The following is a 25,200-nucleotide window of genomic DNA, read 5'->3' as shown; positions in this document are numbered from 1 at the left end:
TGTACTCTTACTATACACGATTAATTTGCTTATGTAAATAGGTATATTAAATTTATTTATAAAAATTATACATCTTCTAGTTCGGATCTTAATTGCTCAAGTCTGACTAGTATCTTGCCTAATAAATCATCGTATTCTGGCCATTTCTTATCAGGAAATAACTTTTTATCGTCTTCAATCAACTGTCTTATTTCATCAACAAGATCAATCGATGTACTGGCTTGCTGAGTAAGAGAGTCCTTTGTGTGTTCGGATATATGTTTCATTATTACACCTCCTTAACAAAATACTGTAATACATTTCCCATCACGATTAATTACATGCGGAGAAGAATGTCCTCTCCTCCACTCAAATCCCTTACTCTTTACTTCCTCGCTAATGTTAAATACTTGCTTAACTTTATGTATATTGAAGGCTATCTCCTTTGCTGCGTTTTTGCTCTCGGCTTCAATTTTAAGTGTTATGTTCTGGTTATGCTGAGAGCAACATCTTACGAAATATTTCTTCACTCATGTCCTCCTGTTCTATTTGAAAAATACGTATTCGAATTCTGGTACTCCATTTATGTCAAATGTTTTATTGATGTGGACTAAAACTAAATCTTTAATATCAAATGAATCAGTTTCTTCATTTTCTCTGTTTTGGTCAAAGGTTAAGTAATGACAATTTAAATCGCAAGTGAGTCCTCTGACAAATTCCTTAACTGTTTCAGCACATCTCAGGTAAACACGATCATCTTGTTCATCTAAATATTGCATCGTTTCAATTGTACGTACCGGCTCATTATTCTTAATTACTGTTACATTTGGAACTGAATATGGGAATCTCATACTATATCGTTCTCCTTTTAATAAAACTCTCGTTTTATGTTAATTTCATGTCTATATGTAGTGGTTTTCACTAACTGATACACTAAATGTAGTGTATAATGATAATTTATTTTACTTTTAATACTTTAATTTCGAATGAATTAGCAAGTGTAACCAGTTCTATACTCTCATCAGTCAATGCATGCCTTACACTTTCATGAATTAGCTTCACTGTATCAAGTGGAATGTCTTCCTTTGCTTGCATGATAATTTTATCACCATTATTAATGGTTATTGTTTCTTGCTTGATCGTTTCACCATACTGATCTTGTATTTCTAGACTAATTTGTTTCATTAATCTGTGCCTCCAATTCAACATTTTCACTTGCATAATGTTTAGCAGAAGCTAAGTCTCGGTTAAGGAATGAGTTGATTAACACCTTGTTTACTGCAATTTCATCTTTCAGTTCCAGATAAACTCCTAGTCTACTTTCAGAATACCAATCTTTATATGTGCTTTGTCCGACTTGAACCAAATATTCGTATGTAGAATTTGTACGTCCATCTTTGTATATGTATTTAGTTTCCTTAATCTGTTCAACTACACCGATATTACTCTTACCTGTTACCACAACCTTTTCGCCAATCGAGAACTTGTTCATGTTATCCATCCCCTTATTATTTTAATTTACTTACATGGTATTGCTTATATCCTTCTTCCGTTATCTCTAGACAGTTTAACTGGTGTCCGTAAGCACATGCGCCATCAATAGCAATCTTATCTTCTCTAAAATAAATATCCGGTTTCTTATGTAGGTAAACACATGGAGTATGACCATGAATTACAGTTTTACTATGTGAGTGTTTGTGATTTAGAAACGGCTCACGAATCCAAATGAAGTCTTCCTTATTAGTATTCTTCCAGTCAGCTAAATTAGGATTAATTCCTGCATGTACGTATATATGTTTATCATCTTCATAGTAGTAATCTAAATCAGATAAGAAATCAAATTCTTCCCAATAACCTAATTTAATTTCATTAGCCCATTCCATATATGTATCCCAACATAATACTTGATTCTCTGCACCAGGAATAAATGATTTAATTGTTTCCATTCCACCGTTTTGCATGTAATGGTATAAGTTTTCAATTGGATTTTTAAGCCAATCTAATAACATTTGATCATGATTTCCTCTAAGTGTAATTGCTCCATATTTATTATTTAACTCTCTGACAAACTCTAAAACTTTTAAGCTATCCTTGCCTCTATCTATGTAATCACCTAGAAGTATTAATCGATCTGTTGATGAACTGTAATTAACCATTCCTAATAGTTTGTTAAATTCATCATAGCAGCCATGAATGTCACTAATAACCAATGTGCGATTTTTAATATTACCCACCCACTTTATTTAATTTGTTTATGTAAAATATTGCTTTTAAGCTGTTTCATTATGTATAATTTGTTTTAAATTACTTTTATGTAAGAATAATTTTTCAATACGCTGTTCTTTTTTATTATCTTTATTTCTTATATCTGTTTTAACATCTTTAGACCAAACTTCAACAAAATCTTCTGGTGCGTTATATTCGCTAACTACCACCATATTTTCTTTTGACCATTCTCTTACTACATCCCAAAATTCATTTGAGTCAAAGTTTCCCACTAAGCCATATTGAGTAGTTCCCTGATAAGGTGGATCACAATATACTAACAACCCCTTTGGATTTATCTCCTTATAATCACAATCATAAAACTTAACGTCTTTCATTGTTTCCATCTTCTTCATTATGGAATTATGAGCGTTTAAACAATAATTCCTATCTTTACTTGAAGCGAATCCACCAAACCATTTACCTGCGAAACTACAACCAAAGCCTACAAAGCCAGTAAGATACGGTTTTTCATCTCTATTATTTTTAATATACTCATATTCTTCCTTTGTAAGATTAGTAGGTGGAATCCAACCATTTTGCATTGCTTTATACATTTCAATTAAGTATGTATGTTTATCACAAGCAATTCTTTCACCATCCATAAGCGACATTACCCAACCTCCACCTACAAATGGTTCTATATACGGCTGACCTTCTTCCCTAATCGACTTTAAATATTCAACTATAGGCTTTGCAATTCTAGCCTTTCCTCCAAAGTATCTTATATCGATCACCTCATATTAGTTTAATTTATTTATGTTAAGATAAAATGTAAATTTTATTTAGTTTTAAATCTATATGTAGTATGCATTAGATACCTAAATCACCGTATGTAGTGTTTTCGTTTCATTTAATTGTATAATTTGTATGTAAAAGATTCTTAAATATATGTTCGAGTACATCTACTGTAATACTGTTTCCACTTAACTTACCAATTTGTTCTTTGGTAATTCCATTTTGTAATAATTTATCTGCATATGACTTTTTAAATCCTTGTAAAGATAATAACTCCCTAGATGTCATAACTCGATAACCTTTTTCATCCTTAACAAAGTTTTGTGGATTAGCTAAATTGCCTTGTTTAGTTGTTTGACATACAATAACATCAGAGTTTAATGAACTGTATTTTTTCTTTAACCTAAATTCGCTTAAATATTTCATATCACTTTCTCGCAAGTAATGATCTTCACTTGCAAATGAATCATAATAATCACTTGCTTTCTTTGTCAATTCAATTGGGGCTGGAAATTCAAACTGTCCATCATCTATGTCTTTTCTAATGCTAATTATATATATCCGATTTCTACTATGTGGGATTCCATAATCTTTAGAGTTTAAAACTTTCCAATATGAATTATAACCAATATCATCTAGTAATTTTAGCATCGCAGATAAGTCATTTTTAAATTTCTTTGAAGCTAACATTCTTACATTCTCAGCAACCATATATTTAGGTTTCTTGTATTTTGCTATTCTCATAGCTTCAAAGAATAATCCACTGCGAGTTAAGTTTCCTTTTTCATCGGTAAATCCTTTCATATCACCTAGAGCAGAAATATCCTGGCATGGGAATCCGTATGTCATTAAATCGAAGTTCTCAAGTTTTGTTTCATCTACTTTAGTTATATCACCTAAATTCAAATCTTCTGATACATTATGTATTATTGAATATGCTTTACTTGCAGTTGGTTCAAACTCACAGTAGTTATTCAAATTATAATTTATGTTTAATTTATTTAATGCTTCCTCAAATGCTCCAATTCCACTAAACAATGATAATACTTTTAACTGTTCTGTCATTTAATCTCTCCTAATATTATTTATTTGAGTAAAAGGATTCTTTTATCTAAAGTTCTTTTATGTATTCACCCCAATTATCTGAATCATATATGTTCATCAATGCCACATCGTTCAAATCCTTGATACTATTGGCTTTTTCAGGGTATTCTTTGATTAATTTGCCTTCATAGTAGTCTCGTTCCCAATTTTCAAGAAAATACTCCATTTTTACGTTTTTCACCTCACTTTATATAAAATTCATGTTTTATTGAAACTTATATGTATTATTTATTTGAATTTCTTTGCTTTAAACACCAATAGTATGCAGGATATAGAAATTCTCCTTTATTATGAGTTTCATCACGATAATTTAAATATTTTATTCTTATAAGATCTCTCTCCTTTTCACTTAGACTCTTTTTGTATTCATGATATTGTTTAATTAACATATCCTCTTCTTCTTTAGATTTAACTAATCCAGGTTTCCATCTATACATATCAAAGTAGTCTAATATCCAAAAGTAAAACGGAAAATAGTCTTCATAATTTTTAATTTTGTTAGACTTGTATTTTCTATAGATGCCACCCAACTCTTGCATTGAATATTCATTTTCTAAGTTAATTCTTCCACTAGTTCTTTCTAGGATTATGTCTGCTTCATAATCTGTATAACCAACATCAATCATCTTACTCACACTCATTCCTCCCACTATTTTTAAATAAATCGATTAACTTATCTAGACTTTCTCGTATACGGTTTTCTAGGCTTCTTTTCCTTTATGTATAATTTATAATCCTTAGATAACCAATTATTGATTTTTTCATGTTTCCCTTCACTATAAAACTCTTGACTCGGATACCACTCTTCTAAACTGTAAATATGTTTTTTACTGTTACATCTCTTACATGCAGGAACGCAGTTGCTTAAATCATCAGCACCTTTATCGTTAACATGTTCCTTATGTAAGTCTTCATTAAATTTCCCTTTATGATCATCATATGTAATTCCACAGTAAGCACAAGAATTATCAAAGTAAGCTTTACATTGTTCCCATTCTTGCTTGTTAATTTTATGACGTTTATTCCCTCTATTCAGCCTATATTGAAATAATTTATCTTTATTATCTTGCTGCCATTTTTTAAATTCTCCAGATTCTTGTCTTCTCTTATTGGCTTCATATATACGTTTCCTTGCTTTAGGCTTACTATTTCTACGTTTAATTTGTTCTAGATAGCCCTCTCGATTGTTTTCCCTCCAATCGTATGAGTGTTCCAATGCACATTTTTTACAATAGGGATACAATCCATCAATGCCATTCTTATCATTTTTATAAAAGTGCTCGTTTGTTGATGGATAATGTTCGTTACATCTGTTGCAAATTTTATGATCTACACCATCAATCAATTTGTGTGTATCATTCCACTTCTTTAACTTACGTTCCTCAGCTCGTTTTTGTTTCTCTTCTGGTGATAAAGCCATTGAATTCCTCCTTTCTAATTCTAAATAAATCAATCATTTTATACAATCTCATATACTACATATAGATATTTATTTTTCATATTCAACTACATATTGTATTAGACTATCAACTTGTTTGTATAAATCTTCCAAACTACCGTTATTATTTATCATATAATCATAGTTAAATTTATCTATGTGCATTTCTGTATCATGTTTGAGGTTACTCATATTAAATTGATCATTCTTTTGCATAATTCTTTTTACCCTAAGCTCATCATCACACTCAATTTTGACTATTGTATATCCTTCTGCTTTACACTTTTTATATTCGTTTGGTTGCCTTAAATCACTTACTACAATATGTATAGGATCAAATTTATCAATGTTTTCAAAGCACTTTCTTACCCATATGTCTCTATCACGTTGTCTAAGCGTCTGGCCAAACCATTGATAACCTTCTCTTGGCTTTGCTTCAGTTTCACCAAACAATTCATGATAGTATCTTTTTAGTTCATCACCAAAAGCATATTTATCAAATCCGTATTGTTCACAAAGATAGTCCGCCACAGTGTCCTTACCACTTCTCATTTTTGCTATGAGAGCTATTTTCATCCATTCACCTTCTCAATCTGTTTAAAGTTATATACAAAGTAACTACCGTCTTGAAATTCTAATTCTGCTTGCTCATGTTGATGATCAATCATTAATACTTTTCCTGGTTCTTTGGTATGTACTAACTGAACTTGTTCACCTACTTCAAACAAGTGTATCACTCCTGTATATTAAGTTTATTTAATTCAATTTCTTTGAATCGACTTAAATATCCTGAATCAAGCAGCACTTCGTAATCATATTGTGAGACTTCTAATGTATCTAGAATTACCCCTTCTTTGCCTACATCATATTTCATACCTGATTTAGCATGGTCGTTTACAATAACTCTGTCACCAATTTCATATGTATAATATTTAGGCATTTATCCTTTCCCCTTTCTTAAAACTTTAACTGTTGCACTCTGTCTCCCGAATTGAATAGCGTTATTGTATGTATCAACTAATAGATCAAGCTTATAACCTTTGATTGCCCCACCTCTATCAAGTACAATAGCTTTAAAAGACTGACCGTTTACTTCAATTTCTAACAATGAGTACATCGGAAGTATTGACGTGTCTGCTGCTACAATGCGATATCCATTATGGTAAATTGTATCGGTTACCCACTTACCACTCGCTGTTTGACCAGAACAGCCTTTACAACTTGATGTATAAGCTGATATATTCATTGTTAAAGTTTTATAAGCAGTGCTATCATCTCTACTCACTTGAGGACTAGGGTGAAGTTGCCTCCCTGTCTCTAGCCTGACTCAACTGTTCTTTTAGCTTAACAATATCTTCTTTTTGCTTAGTAACAGTTTCATTTAAACTATTATTCTCATCTTTCAATCCATTAATTGTTTCAGCTTGATTCTTATTCTCACTTTCTTTTTCATCTAACAATTCTAATTTATTCGTATAATTTACTTTTAATTCTTCATACTGCTCAGTTTTAACTTTTAACTTCTTACTGAATTGATCGTAATCATTTTTATATTCCCATGCAATTACACCATTTGACAGCAACAATGCAGCGATAATTCCAGTTGTTAATGGTTTTTTAATCATAATGTAAGCCTCTTTGCGAGTGAGGCTTCATCACCTGCCTTTGTATGTATAATTTATTCGTTAGTTTATCTTTATTTTCAGCCTAATGAAATCTTTCTAATTTAAAATGGGTTTAAATTCTATGTGTTTATTTGCTTCACTCCACAAATTATCAGCCAGTAGCGTGTAATACTGTCTTTCCCCTTTTGGTATTTGTTTAATTAAATTATAAACACTCATTATTTTTGTTTTATTTGTTAACATTTGAACTCTATTCTTATTACCTCTAAGATATACAATAGTTAATAAAGAACAGTGGGGTTCATATTTCTCGATTGTCTTACAGTTGAATATTGTATGCTCTGATAGTTTTGCGTCCATCCATTGATTATTTTTTAAAACAATATCTGGTCTTATTTCCTTATTAAATCCTTTAGTGTGAGTAAGTTTCAACTCTTGTAAAATAGATCTTAACAATTCTTCAAATTTAAAACCATATATTCTAGATAGCTCAGTGTCTTCTCTTATATCTTCATAGTTTAGTTCACATGCTTCAATGGCTTCTTTATATGTGTTAAAGTATCTAATGCAAGCATTTAATAATGAACTATCTTCACTAGACAAAATATCAACACTCATTGGCTTTCCACTTTTAAATCGCTTTTTCAATTCAATTATAACTTTATCCTTATTCCAATCTTTCCTTTCTCCTACATCATCATAAGTTAAACCACAATTTAACAATGCGTTTTTGTAGCATTTAAAAAACCTTTTACTGGCACTGTAGAGAGACGGATTCTCTAAGCTAATGCTTTTAACACTCATTGACAGCCCATTTTGATAACGTTTTAATAAATTATTTATCACCTTTTCCTTACTCCAAGAGTGATTTTGTTTAGTGTCTTCATAATTAAGTCCAGAAAACTCAATTGCAGATTTAATGCTTCCAAAATGATTCAAGCAAGCTTTGTATAAAGAATGATCATTATTCTTTAAAACAGAAGGGTTTAAAGCCAATCCCTTTAACTGCCTGTCAATCAGGGATGCTGCTACTATATCTTTTGTCCATTTTTGAGATTCCTGTATTTCACTGTAGTCACATTCAGCTATCCTAATAGCGTTTTCCCAACTGTTGAAATGCTTTATTGCAGCAGTCATTAGTCCACTATCTTCATTTCTCATTGTTTTATTGTTTAACTTTAGACCATTTTCATATCTTCTTGCTATTTCTTTAATTATATTTTCTTTATTGTTAAAGTATCCTCTAGGTCTTCTGTTCTTTTTGAAAGCATCGGTCAATATTAATCACCTCCTAAGTATTAACTCTTTCTGTTGTTAAATATAGGTTTCCTTCTTCATCTACCTTGTTAATAAGGCTTACGCTATTTTGATAAATTGAATTTTTGTAAGTCTTAACAACAAAGTTGTTACCCCTGCGATATCCAGTGAACATCAATAAATTTCCTCTTGTGAACCAACTTTTTTCAATTACTACCTTTTTATCCCCTTGTTTTTCAGAGATTTGTTTTGCATAATAAGAAAATTTACTAGAATACATCTTAACTGTTACAACACCATCGGGAGTTAGCAATGAAATTGTATGTTTAGTTTTGTTTCTATCTAATACTGTTCCTGCTAATCTGGTAAGCTCATATTCAAACATTTGCCTTCCTCTCCAGGTATACGGCTTACCTTTAATTGGTTCTTCAGGTAATTCGAAAAAGTTGGCTATACCATACTTTTCTTTATTTACATGTGCTAATTCATGCTCATTATAGTAATAACTTAAGGAATCCATTTCCCATTTACTAATTGATCCACTTGCGTATTTATCCCATTCATTTTCTAACAACTTTTGATTTAGGCTATTTAACGCTTCTTCTGATGAAATCCACTCTTTAATTTCTTCCATTTTTTTATCATACAGTTTTTTAAATTTATTCTCAGAAACAACAAGTTGACCTTCATGTGTATCAACAACTGCATCATCACTGAAATGCTCACTATAAAAATTTGATGCAATGTCATCAATAATAAGCAGTTTATCTTTTGGCTTAGAAATAGTCTTCAGAACATTTTTAGATATGTAGTTTTTATACTTGAAAAATCTTATTTCAAGATTAAATTTATCAGGTATCAAATCATTAACCATTAACATGTTAAAGTTTTGCATTGTAAGTTTTTCTTTAGGTTCACTTACAATTTTAATGAACTTCTTCATTATCTCAATTCTATCCTCGAATGAGTCAAAGCATCCGGCTTTAATTAACTGTATGATCTGTCCTTTTTTAACTAACCCAGTTTCAAACATTCTATCTAAAAAATCACCAAATGAATTATATGGTCTATGTTGCATGATTAAATGTACAACTTCATCCCCAATACCATTTAGGCCTTTTAAACCAAAGACAATTGAATCATTTTGAATATCAGGAGTGAATCCAAATTGTGCCTTATTGATGTCCGGTAAATTTACTTTAACTCCACGTTGACGAATAGTTCCTATTGCCGAAGCAACTTTACCATAGTTGGTTGCACGAGTTTTTTTCTTGTCGTCTTCTTCTTCATCTTCATTATCTAAATCTTCCTCATCTTCAATTCCTCCACTGTTAACGGTTAAACAGGCAGTGTTCCAGTATAAAGGATTGTAGTGATAATTAAGATTTAACTCTTGGAGAGCAATAACTGAGTATGCCAATGTATGAAGTAAGCTGAAACTGTATCCAAATTGTCGTTTAAACTGGACATTCCACACGTACCTTTGTACCGTCCTTTTCAGGATACTTTAACACTATAAAGTCGGAGTAGACTATACCATCAACTCAATGAGCTGCCTATTGGTAGTCGTTGGGGGCTTACCATATTGAAATTCAACTTAGGTCTATCCCTGCTGATTGCCCAATCCTTTTGATTTTTAGGTATTGCTATTATTTCTAATATCAATTTCTACAAAAGGCTCTAAGGGGTTTCCAGCATATTCTAGGTTTGCTTATGTTATCACTAACATAAGGGACTATAATTGTTGTTGTTTTAATAATAAATATCTATTGTATTTCCTATCTAAGAAAATATTTGCATCTTCGTACAAATAATTAAGAATAGTGTAGACTTGTTTATTGCCACCAATGCTTATTAAGTAGTAACTATTTATTTCATAAATATGTTTATCTGATAAGTTAAGATTTTTTATAATTCCTAATAAAATGTCTTTTGTGCCGATAATATTTAATCCAAAACTATTTCTATCTTTGGTTGTTGTAAGTGTGATTGACCCATCACCATCAAAATATCCTCTAATAAAATCTTTACTGTACTCATTTGAGATGTTCGGATATTTAAGAATCAAGCTTTTATTGGGAACAACTCCTTTATGATTCAAATGGCTGCAAAATATATCATCCTGTATTTTTATTTCACAATACTTACCCAAACCATAATTCGTTTGTTGCTCATATTTCCTTATAGGATATGTTCCATTTATTGCATTTTTAAATTTTTCTAAATGTTTAATGTCATTTACTTTTAGCGTTATTTTCAACATGCTAGAGTTTTTATAGGTTTTTTTAGTTACACATCCGTCTGCCATTATAAAACCCAGCCAATATGCTTTATCCTCTGAATCAATCTCCTTAAAAAAGTCTAAACTACAACTATATTTTTTACGTGATTCTGAAAGAGACCTTCCTTCAACTTGATGTTTATTTAAAATATTCTTAATTGTATTCGGACTATTTGCTCCTACCAATCTCTGTATTTCTCTCATTGATTTGCGATGTACTACATATTGTTCCAGAATAAACTTCTCTATTTCTTCTGTTGCTTTAAATCTCATTGTCTACACCTCCTCTGCTATATAGTTAATTAATTTAATTATTATTTAAAACAACAATTTTTTAATCCAACAAGTTGTCGGAAGTTCCAATTTCTCGACCTTTTGCAAAGAATAAATCCTGTGCTTCCTTTAACACTTTTTCCTTCTTTTTAGCGATGGCCTTACGTAATTTATTTGATTCTGCAATGCTAAAGTTAGCAATCTTCTCATCCATAACCATCATCATTACCACTTCTTGAGTATCAGCAACTCCATATATATCTTTAAGATAATTCTCCATAATCATTATTTCTTCATCAGTTAATCCATAGTCTTGCATTTCTTGATACCATAGGCCGATATCATTTTTAAACTTAATATATGTATCTACCGGCTGTTCTTCACCATCGGACATTAACCTCATTAAAGAGTTAATAACTGCTGCTTCAAGTAGATTGTTAGGTTTAACCTTTAATGCAGACTGAAAACCTACTTCAGTTGAAAACTGGAATAGATCCATAATTTCACCTTTACCAACCATTTCCCAAAGTTCGGGTTTATCATAGTCAATTACATCTGGGTGTAAATATTTGTTGTAAGTTTCCTTTAAATTTCCTTGCCATTCAATTTCTCCTTGTTCAATAAGATAATCTAAAGTAACACGAATTTTATCAAGGGCTTCAATTGTTAGTAAATCATACTTCACATTCCCTAATGACTCAGAATCTCCCATGTTAAATTGTGTAATGTAAGCCCCTTTAGGTGTTTTCATCATTGCGTTAGATTTAGTGTAATGATCGTTGAATATAATTATTCCAGCAGCATGACTAGAGCGTTTATTTACAAGTCCTTCAATTTTCAAAGCAGTTTCCTTTAAATTTGGATACTGTTCAACTTCCCTGATAAATTCTTTAATTGGCTTACGCTCCTTCTCTTCGTTACCAAAGAAGCAATCCGATAAAGACCAGTTAGATCCTCTTTCAAACGGAATCATTCCACTTAAATATTGTGAAATATCATTGTCTATACCCAAACCTCTACAGGCAGTTTGCAATGCAGATTTTGAACCTTCTGTCCCAAATGTAGCTATTTGTAATACTCTATGTGTTCCAAATTTATTTCTTAATGCTTTAAGAATCTGTTGTCTTTTTGCTCCTTCAGTGTCAATATCTATATCAGGATACCTTAATACCCTTCCTTTCGGAATATTTCTCATGACATTACTGTCAATCGGGAGTAGACCATATCTTCACCCTCGACTTTACGTTAGGGCTGCCCCACTTCGCAATTAAGCTACGTCCCTTTGGACTGGTCGTTGAACCTTCTCCAGAGTTTCCTCACAGGAGCTTGGCTGCTGATTGCCCAATTTACACTGTTTTCAAACCGTCACGCTTACCGTTTCCAATTACGTTGTGGTCAGTGTAACTATAAGGGGTTTCCAGCAATTCGAGGCTCTTTAAGCACAATGTCTCCACTATGCACGACTATTGTAAAAATGCTTAGTTTACTTGTTTTAATACCTTACGAATATAGTCCCTAGAAAACCCAGTTTGTCTATGAATCTCTGATTTGTTTGTAATTCCATTATTAAATAAATCAAGCACGATCTTTTCCTTTTCTAATCTTTCTTTATTGCGATATTCTTTTGTATACCTTGTTAAATTTGTTTCTCCACATTCATAGATAGATGCTATTTCCTTTCCAGTTAGCCCACTTTTTAACAGTCTTGTCATTTCAAGTTTTTTAATATCAAACTCTAACTTTGAAATTTCATCTATTAAATTTTGAACGTCATTTAACTGTTGAAGTTGTGTATATTGGTCATATTTTCTATCTAGATAAACAGTGGCATCTTCGTATAGCTTATTTGCAATTTGTAAGCTTTGTACATTCCCCTTAATGCGAAGTTGTCTAAAGTTTTCATTAGTTCCTTTCTTTCCATTGATAGCTACATTAAGATTAAAATAATCCAATATATATTCACATGTTTCTTTAGTTCCACAAAAATTTATAGCAAAAGTTAAGTACTTATCACCAAGTGTAAATCCTCCATCTCCGTCAAATATCCCTCTTATAAAGTGATGTTCTAAGTGTTCTGGAATCATATCTTTTCTTGGTGGCTTAATTGAATTAGATTTTCTTGCTACTATTCCATATTTATTTAGATCATTGAATATTTTTTCACTAACTATTGATATCCTACAGCTATTCTTCTTCTCTGTAATCCTATAGCTTGTTTCAATGTCTTGTTTAAACTTCTCCAAATGATCTTTATCAGACAGTTGTAAACCTATTTCAAGAATTTTCGAATTAGAGTTCTTATGTGTTGTCACACATCCATCTGCGTAAATAAAACCTAACCAATATGCTTTAGATTCAGTATCTATAGCATCAAAAAAATTATCGTTAACAATGTATTTTCTAGCTCCTGCCAAAGTTTTCACCTCCTTCTCCTTTTAATGTAGTAAAAACAAGTAATTAAGCACAATAATCTGGTCTAGATTTGTGAATATGTCTCCAGTGAGGCAAGTTGTAAGTCATAGGGTTAATTTGTGTAATATCAATCAAATAGTTAACTAGATAACCTGCTGCTGAACCCCTTGCTACCCCTACTAAAGAGTTCCCTCCACATTCGTCACCCCAAATGATATTGATAATTTCACGTACAGTAACGTAATATGATGACATTGATTGATTTAACTTTTGACTAATTTCCCAAAGTTCACCTAATTCAACATCGATTCTTTCTAATATTTCATGAAAGCTATCTTGTGTTAGCTCAGGTTTCAATAACTTCTCTTCAAATCCATCTTCAATTAATTTTAGTAAATACTTGTCTTGCTCATCTTCTGAATATGCCATTTTATTTATGTATTCATACTTCTCATATGCCGGTTTAAACATATGTCTTAATTCAAAGTCTGGTAGTTCCATCTTTGGTATAATTGGGTCATGTTCAATTGTATATTCTTCAACCATTTCTCCAATTAGCAATGTATTTTTTATTGCTTCATCTACAATTTCTCTTTCTAGATAGTCCATTCTTTCCCTTATCTCATCAATATTTTGAACGAAACAAGCTTCATAGAAGAGGTCTACTTCCCTCTCTCCATCTTTGGCATTTAGGAACGCTTGATGAATAACTCTGTCTTCCGGTCTTAAAAAGTGTGCATCAGTTGATACTATTCTCTTTAAACCGTAAGCATCTGCAATATCAACTAGTTTTTTATTGCAGTAAATTTGTTCATCGCTTAAAGCAGGTTGTAGCTCGATAAAGAAGTTTTCTTGACCAAAAACATCAATGCACCAAGTTATAAATTCATGTATAATTTGTTTATGTTCAATAATTTTATCTTCATTGTTTACTAACTCAGCTTCCTTAATGGCCAATAAATTAATGTTAACTTCAGATCCTAAACAAGCAGTTGTTGCAATTAAATGACCTGGATTACTTTTTACAACTTCTTCAACATCTGATTTAATTGTTGGTACACGTTCCATTGTTCCAGTGTAGAATGAGTTTTCCCATGCTTTACTTGATAAGATTCTAAGTTGCTCATGTCCTTCTGCATCCTTCGCTAACATTAAGAAGTGAGGAAACTTTGTTACTCCTGATTTATAATTATCTTTAACCTCTTCAATGGAGTTTACTAAGTATGCCTCATTTCCAAGAATAAGCTTGAAGTCTTCAGGCATTTCACCTTCTTTTTTCATGCTTCTGACTGTTTGAATTGCTTCAACGTGAGCTGAAAGAACTTCGTGATCAGTTATTGCTAATCCTGCATAGTTCATTTCAACTGCTGTTTTTAGTAAGTCTGCTACTCGATTAGTTGAATCCAGTAGCCTTATGTTACTTTTATCTGTATGACAGTGACAACCTATCAATTTATCACCCCTCTGTTTATTTGTTATTTTCATTATATATAATTAATTTACTTATGTAAATACATTTTTAAATTAAATTTATTAATTATTTTATCTCTTTCTTCAATAGCATCTTCTAAGTTGTCAAAGTAACCAAAGTGTTTCAACTTATTCTTTTCCAATCTTAGTCTCAATCTCCATTTCTTCTTATCTTTGCTCCAAGTAAGTCCCTCAATGTGCACTTGTTTTTCTGCTGGATTTTTATCTTTTGGTTTTTCAAGTAACGCTAAACCTTCTATGCCATTATGATATCTATTTAGCAATGTTGAAACATGAATATCATTTTCTTCCGCCCATTGAATTGCTGTCTTAGTCTCTTTGTCTATGGTTATGTAAACACATGTTCTTCTATTGTTGCCTTGCTCTTTTCTTGTAGCCCAACGACAGTTTGAGGGTTCGTAATTTCCATCATTATCTATCCGATCAATCTGAAGTTCTTCTTCATAGCCGTTTTCCATCGCCCAATTGTAGAAATTCATAAAGTCTTCACGCCATTCATCGCATACACTGATTCCCCTCCCACCATAATTATGATAATGAGTAGAATCTTCTTTGTAGCACCTATATTTCATTCCATCCCATATTTTATAAAGTCTTGTTCCAGTCATTCTATGCTTTGGTACACCCACTCAATTACCTCCTCTAAAATACCCATTGTTTCTTTTTAACTTTTATAACTTCAAAATCCTCAATTATAACTTGAGCTTTCTCTTTTCCTTCCCAGATGTTCAATCCACACCTTCCAACTAAATCAATGACAAAAGTTCCATTGTTGCTAAATAAATCATTAAATTCATTTTCGTTAAATTTAAATTTGATAAATTCAATTCCTCTAAATGTAAACTTTAAAGTTGCTCTATTAGATCCTAAAAGCATTAAATCTTCTTTATTGACTTCAATGCCACTGAAAGCTAAAAGAGGTTCTTCGACTCTCTGACCCCAGTAATCTCTCAAGTCATGTATGTCTTTAATAATGGAATCTGCTAGTTGTTTTCCAGGAATTATAAAATCTACTTCATGTATGTCCATATTAATATCAATTTCACTTAGCTTTTCGTTAACTATTTCATTAACATTAATTAAATTTTCACCTTCTATCTCGATCCCAAAGGCTGATTTATGCCCTTCACAAAAGATAAATTTATCTGTATCCAATAAAAACCCTTTTAAATCCTTGATAAATCCTTTCTCATACCCCCTTGCTGAGCCACCAAATACTGTTGAATCATCCTTTTGACGTATTAGTAAAACAGGTCTTTTATATAGCCTTGAAAGCTGATTCGCTACTAATCCAGTAAGATTTTTATCTAATAAATCAGTAACGTTGATAATTAAAATCTTATTTTGAAGCAGATTCTTTTCTTCAATACGTTCGTTAATAGCTTCAACTCCTTTATCTCTTAATCTATTTTGTCTTGCACGAATATTCGCAAGCAATCTAGCTGTATTAGTTTGAATATCCTCATAAATATCTTTTCGCTTGTAATAAATTTTTTCGTCTGATTCTAAAAAAGCATTAATCATTTGCATCTTCTCTTCATGTGAACCAACTCGTATAGCAGCATTACACAATGGAGCGATATAAAATGCAGTATTAATTAAATTGACTACCCCTTTAGTTGAGAATTCTTGTTTATCAAACAATGCTTGTAAAAACTTATTGTTGATTTTCTTTAATCCTTCAGACATGTAATAACGAGTTTCTAATTCTCTACTATCCATCATGTCTCCAATATTTCCAACTGCAACTAAATCAAGATAATGGTTAGCATGATTAATTTGTAGTTTATCATCTAAAGCCTGTAGGAATTTAAACACAATTCCAGCCCCTGAGAAATTCTTATTTAAATAATCAGGAGATAATTGATTATTAACTACAATTGCATAATCTGATTCCTTTTCACAGTCATGGTGATCTAGTACAATGACGTCAATACCTTTATCCTTTAGTTGCTTATGCTCTCTGTATTGGTTACTCCCTGCATCCGGTATAATAACCAAATCAACATCATCTGGTACTTCATTTACAATAACACCATGCTCTTTACCGTTATGTATTCTCCATTGCAGTTTAATATCAGGAAAGACTTTCTTAAGATACTTGATTATCATCGTACTTGAACATATGCCATCAATATCGCTATCATACTGTACAAATATGTAACTACCCTTTTTAACATGTTCTAATAAACACTCAGCAGCTCGAACGATATTTCGTAATAAACTCCAATGAATAACATCCTTCTCACTAATATTTAAAAAGGATTGAATATCTTCAATCCCTCGATTTTTCAAAATTGTCTCAATTGGATTTAAGAAATAATCATTCTTTCCAATTAGCTCATACTTCATTCTTCCACCCCACTAGTATTAATCTCATACTTAGTTTTCATTAGCTGCTCTAAAATTTCTTTACCTTTATCAATAGGTGAATCTTTGGGTTCGAGTAAGTCAAAGTCATCCCACAGTATATAAGTTCTTACATATGGAGTGAATTTCTTTGCAAACTTCAACAAGTTTTCCTGGTATTCTTTGATCATCTCTTCATATTTTTCTTCTGACTCATTTTCTTTTCTTGCTCTAAACTTATCAAATCCTATAAAAACTTCTTCAACTCCAAGCGATAAAATTATATCCCTATGGAAATTTGTAATCTGACTTGAACAAGCTGCACAAGTGAAATTATTTTCTCCATATATGTCTTCACTTTTAAGAATAGATTTTTCACCTTCAAGTATCATTATTTTTTTTAGTCTTTTTACTGCATGTTGAGTGTGATTAAGTCCAAATAGGTTAAACATTGTCTGGTGATTGTATAATTTATTTCCAATGGTTAATGGCATATACTTCTTACCAGCGTCAATATCCTCTTGTTTCATTGCTCTTCCACGTAAACCTATAAATCTATTGTTAATGTCTCGGTGAACTATTGATATTCTTTCGTCTCGAAAATAATACCCCACCTCATATTTTTCCTGAGTCTCATAAGATATTCCTTCTGATAGCCAATCTTCATGTGGAAGTTTTATTAATACATCTAAAACCTTTTCACTGTACTCAGGCAATTCAATGACTTTCTTTTCCTTTTTCTTCAGTCTAGAAATCCAATCCCAGTCAGTTATTATTTCCTCTTGATTATTCTTAACAACAGATCCAAAACCAAAGGTTTTATTGGTTGTTTCTGCAACATACCGTACTGCTTGAGGAAATGATACTTTCTTATTTCTCATTACTAAATCGAATATATTAAATGACTCTGAGCAATGTGTGTAGCAATGAAACAACTTCGTATCATGATAATAGTAAAGCTTATGGCTATCTCCATGATGACAGACAGTTTGAAACATGGGATTTCCTTGATTGTCTTCTCTTGGTTCTTTGCTTCCTAGGTTATATAAAATTAATTTTATTTCTTCTATTGTTAGCGATTCTTTAAGTTTATCCTTGTCGTATCTCACTAGGGTTCACTCCCTAGAAACTATATTTCGTTTGCTTTGGTTCGGTTTTAATTTCAGTTGGCTCAATATTAATTAACTCATAATTATTTTTTGTTAAAAATAGCTCTTGTTGTCTCATAGTGTCATAGTCAATATAAAGCCATAGTTTACAATCTTTATATTCTGTTTCACGATTTTTATAAATATGGTAAACAACGTTTGGCTCTGGATAAAAACCATTTCTTAAAATTGGCTCAATGGACTCTAAATCCTTTGCTGTAGGAGTTAAAGCGATAATCCCCTTTGTGGCTTTATCTGCAATGGCCTTTGATCCCCTCAAAACTGTACTGTCTGCATTTTCTGTGTGTTTCCAGTCACCATTTACCTGTGTTGCTGTTTGTATGTATACATTGTAACGTTTTCTCATTTGATCTAATCTATTCATAAACATGAATAAGACCATATCTTCTCTGAGTTTCATGCCTTTTGATGAGTTAGCAATCTCCTCTAGAATACTCATGCTAATATGTAGATAGTCAAAATAAATGTACTGTGCTTGATTTTCAATAATGTGCTGCTTGATTTTATTTTCAATTAATTGTGTATCGAAATCAGGTATGTACTCTATCCAGTAATTACTTCTTTCCAGTATTTCGATGGCTTTGGCTAATCTCTCATCTTCATCCTCATTAGTAGCACCATCTTTAATTTTTTTCTCAGGTACACCAGATATGTAGGCCAATATAGTACTTTGGAGTGCATCTCCTTCAATCTCTGTACTAATAAACAAAACATTTTCACCATTATTATTTGAAACCCATTCTTCCTTTTTTAGATCGTAAATTTCATCAATCGCCATATCTGTGGCTTCGCCTAGTGCAATACGTGTTTTACCTAAGTTGGATGGAGCCGATCTTAAGCCTAACGACTTTAATTTAGCACCTCTGAAAATTGTATTTTGTATTTTTCCAATCATTGATATACCATAATCAGGCGCTTTTTTAAACTTTGCTAATAACTCTTTTGCTTTATCTGATGCATGTATAGTTTTAGTTTCCTGGTTACTTGAAAACTGATTGGCTATTTCAACAAGTTTCTTATCATAGTGTTCAATCATTTTATCAATCGTCAACTCATCAAATTCAGCCATCATCTTTTCCGATTCTCTTGGGACAATAATATTTTCATCGTACAACTCTGAAATGTCGAAGCCATTATTTTTATACATTCTAAGCAAACTAAATTTCTTTAAGCGATTATAACTATAGTCAAAATTTCTAAAGTGTGATTGATCTATTGCATTTTGTAAATACTCTAATCCATCGTTATCATTAAATATCTTATATTGCACATCATAGCTGCTTAAAAAAGAGTCAATCATCATTAGGTCTAATTCTTCAATACCTTGTTTATAAAGATTGTTAATTGCTGCATAGATAATTGTGTAGAATGATGACTCACCATCTGAATGGAAATCCTCTGTAGTGAATTTATATTTCTCTTCATCTAGTAAAGATGGTTTTTTCATTAAGTTGCCTAGTATTTGGAATACGCTTCTTTTATCTATTAAACTCATAAGTTCACCTCACATGACTATAACGAACCAATATCAATTTGCTGTAACTTTCTTTCATAATTAAATTGAGGAGATTGAACAGTGACAGATTTACTTTCTACAGTTTTTAAATCCTCGACACTTTCTTCAACTTTTAATTTCATCATGAAGTGCTTCTTAGCATCCTCATATACAAATGGAACAATGCCTATCCCAGTACCACTTTGAACAGGTTTTTCGAGTGTTTCATGGAAGTATCTCAATGCCAGTTCAATGCCTTTTAATTTGTATTTATAATCTTCTTGAAATTCTTTAATTTGTTTTAACATCATGCCAGTTGGAGCATCTAATTTATAAAGACTGCATATGTATTCAATTAATTCTTTTCTGTGTTCTGCTTCCATTCTCCATGTTTCAAAGCACTCTTCGTGATAATAGCGCTTTTTATATTCAACTGAATCATCTTTATCAAGTTTCAATTCACAATATGGACATTTTACTTGTCTCCCCATATCACACCTCTTTAAAATAAAAGGGATAGCAAGAATACTATCCCTATGCATTGTTATTCTAATTCTTCAAGGAAATCTTGAAGTTCATCAACAATTAAACTAATAATATCTGCTTGTTCTTCTTCAGCTTCACTTAACTTGCTGTTTTTACCAAGATTTTTCTCAATAATTTTTGTAATCTTCTTAGCATTATCCTCGTCTTTTTCCATGATTTCATTAATGATACTGGTTGCTTTTTCCATAACTTCATTGAAGTCGTATTCTTCACTTTCCTGAGTTGATTTTTGCTCTGTAAATGTAACTGCCTGAATGCCCTCTTCTTCTTCTTGGCGCTCAATTGCTTCAACAATTGCTGCTTCCAAACTCTCTGCTGTGTATTCTTCAATATAAGTATCAATGTAGTCAAATCTTGATCGTGCAAAAAACTCATCTGTTTCAGCTAGGTAAGCACTTGATTTAATTACGTTTCCGTCCTCGTCTACTCCATTCGGCTTTAAGAATGCAACAATATCACTATTGTTAATAACAGGAGCCAATGAGCGTTTGTCGCCTTTAGGGTAGAATTTACCGGTCTTATCGGCTTCAGCATGGGCAATGAATACCACTGTGAATCCAGGGCCTAACAATTTACTGATTTGTTCCCAGTATTCTGTTTCATACTCGTTCCAAAGACCGAAACCATCATTGCCATCTTTAATACGATCAACTCCGTAAACATTACAAATATGTCTTGAACAAAACTTTGCAGAGTCTCCTACTTGGTCAAAGATAATAGTTTGATACATCTCTTTTGCTTTTTCTGTGTTTTTTTCTAATTGTCTTACTACTTTTTTAAAGTCAGACCATTTATTAATGGCCATAAAAGGTACTCCAGCAATGGCATTTAAACCTTTTTCAAATGCAAGATAAAGTGGTTTTTTCATTCTAGTTGCCTGTTTTGTTTTACCTAAGTTGTTTCCACCTACGATTGTAATAACTTTACCTTCTAATCCTTTTGCTACAACTGAAATCTGTGGGTTAAAAATATCTAATGACATATAATAATTTCCTCCATTGTTATGTATTGAGTGGGAGTTTCACCCACTCGTTTTTTATTTTGTTTTGTACATTTATTTTATTTATATGTTAGAATGGTAAATCAATTTTCTTTTTCTCTTTTTTCTCAGTTGTTTTATTAGATTTGGTGTTAAATCCAGCTTTTTTCTCTTCTTGTTTTGGTTGATCTTTTTTAGCTTTTAATTCAGCTAAGTAAATTTCACGTTCAGTTAATGCTTTCTTAATTAGCTCTACATCGTATGCTTTGTTATTTTCTTCTTCATATGGTTCAGATCCACCTGTGATTAAGTATTCACGTACTGTATTGTATGTAACTTTCTCTTTTGGTTTACCGAATGCAACATCTTCAAGGACAACTTTCTTTTCTTTGAAGTTAATGATATCACCGTAAATTTTAACTGTGCTACCTGGCTCGTAGTTATCTTCAATATATTCAGCAGCTTCAACAGGAGCCATTAAACTGAATGGTAACACTTTACCGCCATACGCTGGAATGATAGCCTCAACTTTAACTCGACCAGTTTCTTCTTCGTTTTTAACTTCAGGGCTAACAGACTTAATAAATGCTTCAATTTCAAACTCTGCTTTTGGTTCGAACTCTTCTCCTGCTTGGACTCGATTAATAAAGTTAGCTGAAATCTGAGGGAATGAACGTAACATTCCATCTTGACCATAGTATTCATTTAGTCCAATTTGACCTTGTGTAATTCGAACTTTATCAGCCTCTTCTCGTCCGTTTTCTGCAACTGATTTATATTCATTGTCTACTGTTTTTAATCCTTTGAAGATACCGTTATCTGACCCATCTACTTTCTTTTCGAATGAGAATACTCTTACTGTATGTACTTCATTTTCTGCTGTTTCAATGTCAAGTTCTCCAGTAATTGCATTTCGTTTTCCATTTTGGCCATTAAACTCTTTTTCTTCCAATCTCTTTTCTAAAAGAGTTCCTTCGATAATAACCTTGTTTTCTGCTTCACGTAAAACTGTTTGATTTTCTGACATATGTATATTCCTCCAATATTGTTTTAATATATAATTAATTTACCTATAAATATTATTTTAAATAAAAGGTTTAATTTATTCTAACCTATGGTGAACCTCTGTTATATTCTATAACCCTCACCACCTTTTAAGCAAATTTTCTATTATTCTTTTTTCTACCAAACTTCTTCTCGTAACCTTCTATTCTAAGTTGCTTACTAAGCTGCTCATATCTTCTTCTTGGAACAAAGAATTCAAATTCTTGTTCACCTTGAAAGTTTTTCACTCCTATAACTTTTCCATTCCAGACTTTAATATGTAAGTTACCGTAAAAGTATGTAGTACCAAACATTGATTCATGAATCAGTTTTTCTTTCATCCATTTATGTCGCTCAACCTTCTCTTTGACAATCTGGATATTTCTTGTAAGCTTCCTTGATGCCTGATCCATATCTGTTGTTTCATTTCCCTTAACTGAAGTGGTATACTGTTTATAGGCCTTCTTACTGAGCTTTAGAATCTTCATTTTTTTCATCTCCTTTCCTTATGGGGTACTTTTAGTATATATGATTAATTTATCTTTGTAAATAGTTTTTTATAAATAAATTTAATTTATTTATATTTTCTTTTTTCGTTAAACTGCACTCTTACTTCTCTTATATGATCCGGATTTTCTACACACTCTTAACCCACTATCTACTAATAGTTCCTTTAATTGTCCTGGATCTAAACCAAGACTGTATTCATGATTTAATCTTTCGGCCAATATATCTACGGCAGCAGATACACTTGTTTCTCCCTCTGGCTCACCTTTAAGTATGTAATTATAAACTCCATCATTAATTGATACTGTTTCAATAATATACCCCTGTTGATATAACTCATGAAGACGAGCAGTATAACGAATAGCAATCTCCAATAATTCTGTGTTAGTTACTCCTTTATCTCCGGCATCCCTTAGTTTATTTAATATTTGTTCTCGTTGAGTAGGCATGCGCTTCTTTGCTTCATTATATGAATCCATATTAACTCCTTTCAATAAAAGTTTGTTTTTATCTAAATATAATTCCTGCTGAAATTGCAGTAATTAGTGTTGAAACAAATACAATTACCCATGCCCTTGTTGTGACATTATTCATTTTAGGTTGCAAAAATATACTTAACCAAGTTAAAACCGATAACAAGCCAAACGGAATTAATAATATCCATGCTGAAACAATCATTTACTTACCTCCTTATTAAGTCTAATTAAAATCATCAATTTATTCTTTTTCCGAAACTTTCAGCCAAGTTAGGCATATTGAACATACTGCAAAGATACCTAAATTACCGAGTGCTCCAACTGGATATATAGAGCTATCTACAACAAACAATGCAAATATAGATAAAATCAGCATAACCCATAATACGTAATACATATCAAATCACCTCATATTAAATTTACTTTAATTAACAACCTCTTCATTCAACAACTTCTTAAGCATTTCAACCTGTTCATTCCTGTCAGATCCATTCAGTAGACCTGTAGAATAACCAGTATCAAATCCAATCAATAAGAGATTAATTATTTTATCTGAGTAACCGTAAGCTCTAAGTGATTGTTCATAAACCATTTTGGATTCTTCCCTGTAGTTCATTGTTGTTCCTCCTTCTCAGATGATTTTATGTATATATTTAATTTATATATGTATGTAATCAATCTTTATTAATAAGCAGGTATTAAAGTTTTAAAAAGCGATAACACTCCAACTAATACTACAGGAAGTACTGGAACATTGGGTAACTTCAACTGAGGTTCAATTTCAGCCTTTAAATCCTCTTCTGTTACCACTCTTGGTTCAACTGACTCCACTGTTTCAACAGGTTGATTAATAGGTTGGTTATTGATTGATATTTTTATTTGTTCTTTTAACGTTTCGATTTTTGTTTCAGCTAAGTTTAATTGAATCTGATAATCTGCATTCACTTGAGTTAATTCTGAAAGCTGTCCTTGTAGCATATCGATATGTTTTCCTTGTTGAGTCACTTTTTCAATTAAGGCTGCGTTTGTATTCATTAGATCGTTTATGAGAGATATTAACAAGAACAGCAGAATCAGAATAAACAGGATTTTAAAACCAGTCTTCAAGGTTTTCCAAATCTTATTCTTTTTCACACTATTCTTTTTCATGGTTTATTTTCCTCTCCTTTTAAAATAGTAATTAATTCTTAAACTCTACAACTTTATCATTATTCGTATTGAGTATGTAATAAGGTGGTGCCACTCCTGTGCTAAATTGGCTCGCTGCCTGTAATGCTTTAAGTATTCTTTCTTCTGGAGTTAAGTTTGTTCCTTCTGTCGAATGTAATGATCCCAATGCAAAGTCTTCACCACATCCACAAGCACTATAATTATCAAAAGATTCACCTACTTGGAAGTCTGATGAAATTTTGTATAATTTATCCGTATATCCAAGTAAGAATTCTCCTCCTATTTTTTCACCGCTATTGTTCCTTGAATATCCACCACGTTCAAATAAACTTGTTACATTTGGAATAAATCTAGTTACTAAATATTCATGATCAATATTCGGCTCATCTCTGTTGTCAATTAATCCTGTTGCATACATTAGTAACTGACCCATCCTAAATGAACTTGTATATCCTAAAATTGCGTTAGGAGTGTCTTTAAGTTTAAATACTTTCTTATCTCTTCTAATGACTTTTGAATGTCCATTTGATCCTAATGAATCTCCACCTATGTATGTAATTCCATCATAAACTAATCCGACAATACATGTCATAGCATTTCCC

General features: G+C 31.7%; 33 protein-coding genes and 2 pseudogenes. All 35 read right to left on the bottom strand.

The annotated features are described in order from the left end of the window. Nucleotides 1-65 precede the first annotated feature (65 nt). Nucleotides 66-266 carry a hypothetical protein gene (locus Q1B07_RS02870; protein ID WP_299831740.1) on the bottom strand — a complete coding sequence of 67 codons (201 nt, stop codon included), beginning with the start codon at nucleotides 264-266 and terminating at the stop codon, nucleotides 66-68. Between the two features lie 12 nt (nucleotides 267-278). Then, a complete protein-coding gene (locus Q1B07_RS02865) occupies nucleotides 279-509 on the bottom strand; it encodes a hypothetical protein (protein WP_299831738.1) in 231 nt (76 codons plus the stop codon). 15 nt (nucleotides 510-524) lie between these two features. Further along, the gene (locus tag Q1B07_RS02860; protein ID WP_299831735.1) at nucleotides 525-830 is read right to left on the bottom strand and encodes a hypothetical protein; all 306 of its coding nucleotides are present in this window, start codon (nucleotides 828-830) and stop codon (nucleotides 525-527) included. Between the two features lie 106 nt (nucleotides 831-936). Continuing rightward, complete coding sequence (locus Q1B07_RS02855) at nucleotides 937-1,164, bottom strand: hypothetical protein (RefSeq protein WP_299831732.1); 228 nt, start codon at nucleotides 1,162-1,164, stop codon at nucleotides 937-939. Then, nucleotides 1,151-1,471 carry a hypothetical protein gene (locus tag Q1B07_RS02850; RefSeq protein WP_299831729.1) on the bottom strand — a complete coding sequence of 107 codons (321 nt, stop codon included), beginning with the start codon at nucleotides 1,469-1,471 and terminating at the stop codon, nucleotides 1,151-1,153. The genes Q1B07_RS02855 and Q1B07_RS02850 overlap by 14 nt, the downstream gene beginning before the upstream one ends. Before the next feature lie 16 nt (nucleotides 1,472-1,487). Further along, complete coding sequence (locus Q1B07_RS02845; RefSeq protein WP_299831726.1) at nucleotides 1,488-2,213, bottom strand: metallophosphoesterase family protein; 726 nt, start codon at nucleotides 2,211-2,213, stop codon at nucleotides 1,488-1,490. A 36-nt stretch (nucleotides 2,214-2,249) separates the two neighbouring features. Next, on the bottom strand, nucleotides 2,250-2,981 hold the full coding sequence (locus Q1B07_RS02840; RefSeq protein ID WP_299831723.1) for a DNA adenine methylase: 732 nt from the start codon (nucleotides 2,979-2,981) through the stop codon (nucleotides 2,250-2,252). Between the two features lie 112 nt (nucleotides 2,982-3,093). Further along, nucleotides 3,094-4,047, bottom strand: coding sequence for a DNA (cytosine-5-)-methyltransferase (dcm, locus tag Q1B07_RS02835; protein ID WP_299831720.1), 954 nt, complete (start codon nucleotides 4,045-4,047; stop codon nucleotides 3,094-3,096). A gap of 46 nt (nucleotides 4,048-4,093) precedes the next feature. Then, nucleotides 4,094-4,252: a hypothetical protein gene (locus Q1B07_RS02830; RefSeq protein WP_299831718.1), complete on the bottom strand. Its 159-nt coding sequence runs from the start codon at nucleotides 4,250-4,252 to the stop codon at nucleotides 4,094-4,096. A gap of 58 nt (nucleotides 4,253-4,310) precedes the next feature. After that, entirely contained in the window at nucleotides 4,311-4,721 is a 411-nt protein-coding gene (locus tag Q1B07_RS02825; protein ID WP_299831715.1) for a hypothetical protein, read from the bottom strand. A gap of 38 nt (nucleotides 4,722-4,759) precedes the next feature. Further along, on the bottom strand, nucleotides 4,760-5,506 hold the full coding sequence (locus Q1B07_RS02820) for an HNH endonuclease signature motif containing protein (RefSeq protein ID WP_299831712.1): 747 nt from the start codon (nucleotides 5,504-5,506) through the stop codon (nucleotides 4,760-4,762). Nucleotides 5,507-5,575: 69 nt separating this feature from the next. Continuing rightward, nucleotides 5,576-6,100, bottom strand: coding sequence for an adenylate kinase (locus Q1B07_RS02815; RefSeq protein WP_299831709.1), 525 nt, complete (start codon nucleotides 6,098-6,100; stop codon nucleotides 5,576-5,578). After that, on the bottom strand, nucleotides 6,097-6,252 hold the full coding sequence (locus tag Q1B07_RS02810; protein ID WP_299831706.1) for a hypothetical protein: 156 nt from the start codon (nucleotides 6,250-6,252) through the stop codon (nucleotides 6,097-6,099). The genes Q1B07_RS02815 and Q1B07_RS02810 overlap by 4 nt, the downstream gene beginning before the upstream one ends. Before the next feature lie 5 nt (nucleotides 6,253-6,257). Beyond that, nucleotides 6,258-6,464: a YorP family protein gene (locus tag Q1B07_RS02805; RefSeq protein ID WP_299831703.1), complete on the bottom strand. Its 207-nt coding sequence runs from the start codon at nucleotides 6,462-6,464 to the stop codon at nucleotides 6,258-6,260. Beyond that, nucleotides 6,465-6,770, bottom strand: a complete 306-nt coding sequence (locus tag Q1B07_RS02800) for a 3D domain-containing protein (RefSeq protein WP_299831700.1) — start codon at nucleotides 6,768-6,770, stop codon at nucleotides 6,465-6,467. Between the two features lie 46 nt (nucleotides 6,771-6,816). Next, a complete protein-coding gene (locus Q1B07_RS02795; protein ID WP_299831697.1) occupies nucleotides 6,817-7,149 on the bottom strand; it encodes a hypothetical protein in 333 nt (110 codons plus the stop codon). 96 nt (nucleotides 7,150-7,245) lie between these two features. Further along, the gene (locus Q1B07_RS02790) at nucleotides 7,246-8,427 is read right to left on the bottom strand and encodes a hypothetical protein (RefSeq protein ID WP_299831694.1); all 1,182 of its coding nucleotides are present in this window, start codon (nucleotides 8,425-8,427) and stop codon (nucleotides 7,246-7,248) included. Nucleotides 8,428-8,440: 13 nt separating this feature from the next. Further along, a complete protein-coding gene (locus Q1B07_RS02785) occupies nucleotides 8,441-9,826 on the bottom strand; it encodes a hypothetical protein (RefSeq protein WP_299831692.1) in 1,386 nt (461 codons plus the stop codon). Nucleotides 9,827-10,141: 315 nt separating this feature from the next. Further along, on the bottom strand, nucleotides 10,142-10,960 hold the full coding sequence (locus Q1B07_RS02780; RefSeq protein WP_299831689.1) for a hypothetical protein: 819 nt from the start codon (nucleotides 10,958-10,960) through the stop codon (nucleotides 10,142-10,144). Nucleotides 10,961-11,024: 64 nt separating this feature from the next. Next, nucleotides 11,025-12,119: pseudogene (locus Q1B07_RS02775) on the bottom strand (DNA polymerase III subunit alpha); the annotation flags it as partial. A 319-nt stretch (nucleotides 12,120-12,438) separates the two neighbouring features. Beyond that, the gene (locus Q1B07_RS02770) at nucleotides 12,439-13,374 is read right to left on the bottom strand and encodes a hypothetical protein (RefSeq protein ID WP_299831686.1); all 936 of its coding nucleotides are present in this window, start codon (nucleotides 13,372-13,374) and stop codon (nucleotides 12,439-12,441) included. 55 nt (nucleotides 13,375-13,429) lie between these two features. Then, a pseudogene (locus tag Q1B07_RS02765) lies at nucleotides 13,430-14,824 on the bottom strand (PHP domain-containing protein); the annotation flags it as partial. Nucleotides 14,825-14,871: 47 nt separating this feature from the next. Continuing rightward, on the bottom strand, nucleotides 14,872-15,492 hold the full coding sequence (locus tag Q1B07_RS02760) for a hypothetical protein (protein ID WP_299831683.1): 621 nt from the start codon (nucleotides 15,490-15,492) through the stop codon (nucleotides 14,872-14,874). A gap of 13 nt (nucleotides 15,493-15,505) precedes the next feature. Then, a complete protein-coding gene (locus Q1B07_RS02755; RefSeq protein ID WP_299831680.1) occupies nucleotides 15,506-17,215 on the bottom strand; it encodes a DHH family phosphoesterase in 1,710 nt (569 codons plus the stop codon). After that, nucleotides 17,212-18,321, bottom strand: a complete 1,110-nt coding sequence (locus Q1B07_RS02750; RefSeq protein WP_299831638.1) for a hypothetical protein — start codon at nucleotides 18,319-18,321, stop codon at nucleotides 17,212-17,214. The genes Q1B07_RS02755 and Q1B07_RS02750 overlap by 4 nt, the downstream gene beginning before the upstream one ends. Before the next feature lie 13 nt (nucleotides 18,322-18,334). Further along, nucleotides 18,335-19,876 carry a DnaB-like helicase C-terminal domain-containing protein gene (locus tag Q1B07_RS02745; RefSeq protein WP_299831635.1) on the bottom strand — a complete coding sequence of 514 codons (1,542 nt, stop codon included), beginning with the start codon at nucleotides 19,874-19,876 and terminating at the stop codon, nucleotides 18,335-18,337. Between the two features lie 17 nt (nucleotides 19,877-19,893). Further along, nucleotides 19,894-20,367, bottom strand: a complete 474-nt coding sequence (locus Q1B07_RS02740) for a hypothetical protein (protein ID WP_299831632.1) — start codon at nucleotides 20,365-20,367, stop codon at nucleotides 19,894-19,896. 53 nt (nucleotides 20,368-20,420) lie between these two features. Continuing rightward, a complete protein-coding gene (locus Q1B07_RS02735) occupies nucleotides 20,421-21,404 on the bottom strand; it encodes an ATP-binding protein (RefSeq protein WP_299831629.1) in 984 nt (327 codons plus the stop codon). Between the two features lie 88 nt (nucleotides 21,405-21,492). After that, nucleotides 21,493-22,428 (bottom strand): hypothetical protein, encoded by a 936-nt coding sequence (locus Q1B07_RS02730; protein ID WP_299831627.1) that lies wholly within the window; start codon nucleotides 22,426-22,428, stop codon nucleotides 21,493-21,495. Nucleotides 22,429-22,555: 127 nt separating this feature from the next. Beyond that, complete coding sequence (locus Q1B07_RS02725) at nucleotides 22,556-22,933, bottom strand: hypothetical protein (RefSeq protein WP_299831625.1); 378 nt, start codon at nucleotides 22,931-22,933, stop codon at nucleotides 22,556-22,558. Nucleotides 22,934-23,041: 108 nt separating this feature from the next. Continuing rightward, a complete protein-coding gene (locus Q1B07_RS02720; RefSeq protein ID WP_299831622.1) occupies nucleotides 23,042-23,431 on the bottom strand; it encodes a hypothetical protein in 390 nt (129 codons plus the stop codon). A gap of 28 nt (nucleotides 23,432-23,459) precedes the next feature. Beyond that, entirely contained in the window at nucleotides 23,460-23,630 is a 171-nt protein-coding gene (locus Q1B07_RS02715) for a hypothetical protein (protein ID WP_299831619.1), read from the bottom strand. Between the two features lie 222 nt (nucleotides 23,631-23,852). Beyond that, nucleotides 23,853-24,044 (bottom strand): hypothetical protein, encoded by a 192-nt coding sequence (locus Q1B07_RS02710; protein WP_299831616.1) that lies wholly within the window; start codon nucleotides 24,042-24,044, stop codon nucleotides 23,853-23,855. Between the two features lie 68 nt (nucleotides 24,045-24,112). Further along, the gene (locus Q1B07_RS02705) at nucleotides 24,113-24,577 is read right to left on the bottom strand and encodes a hypothetical protein (RefSeq protein ID WP_299831613.1); all 465 of its coding nucleotides are present in this window, start codon (nucleotides 24,575-24,577) and stop codon (nucleotides 24,113-24,115) included. Nucleotides 24,578-24,608: 31 nt separating this feature from the next. Beyond that, nucleotides 24,609-25,190, bottom strand: a complete 582-nt coding sequence (locus Q1B07_RS02700; RefSeq protein WP_299831610.1) for a hypothetical protein — start codon at nucleotides 25,188-25,190, stop codon at nucleotides 24,609-24,611. Nucleotides 25,191-25,200: the final 10 nt, after the last annotated feature.

This window comes from uncultured Metabacillus sp. (assembly GCF_947503125.1).
Taxonomy (GTDB): Bacteria; Bacillota; Bacilli; order Bacillales; family Bacillaceae; genus Metabacillus.
The sequence above is the reverse complement of the archived record's forward strand: the minus strand, read 5'-3'. Positions and strand labels throughout refer to the sequence as shown.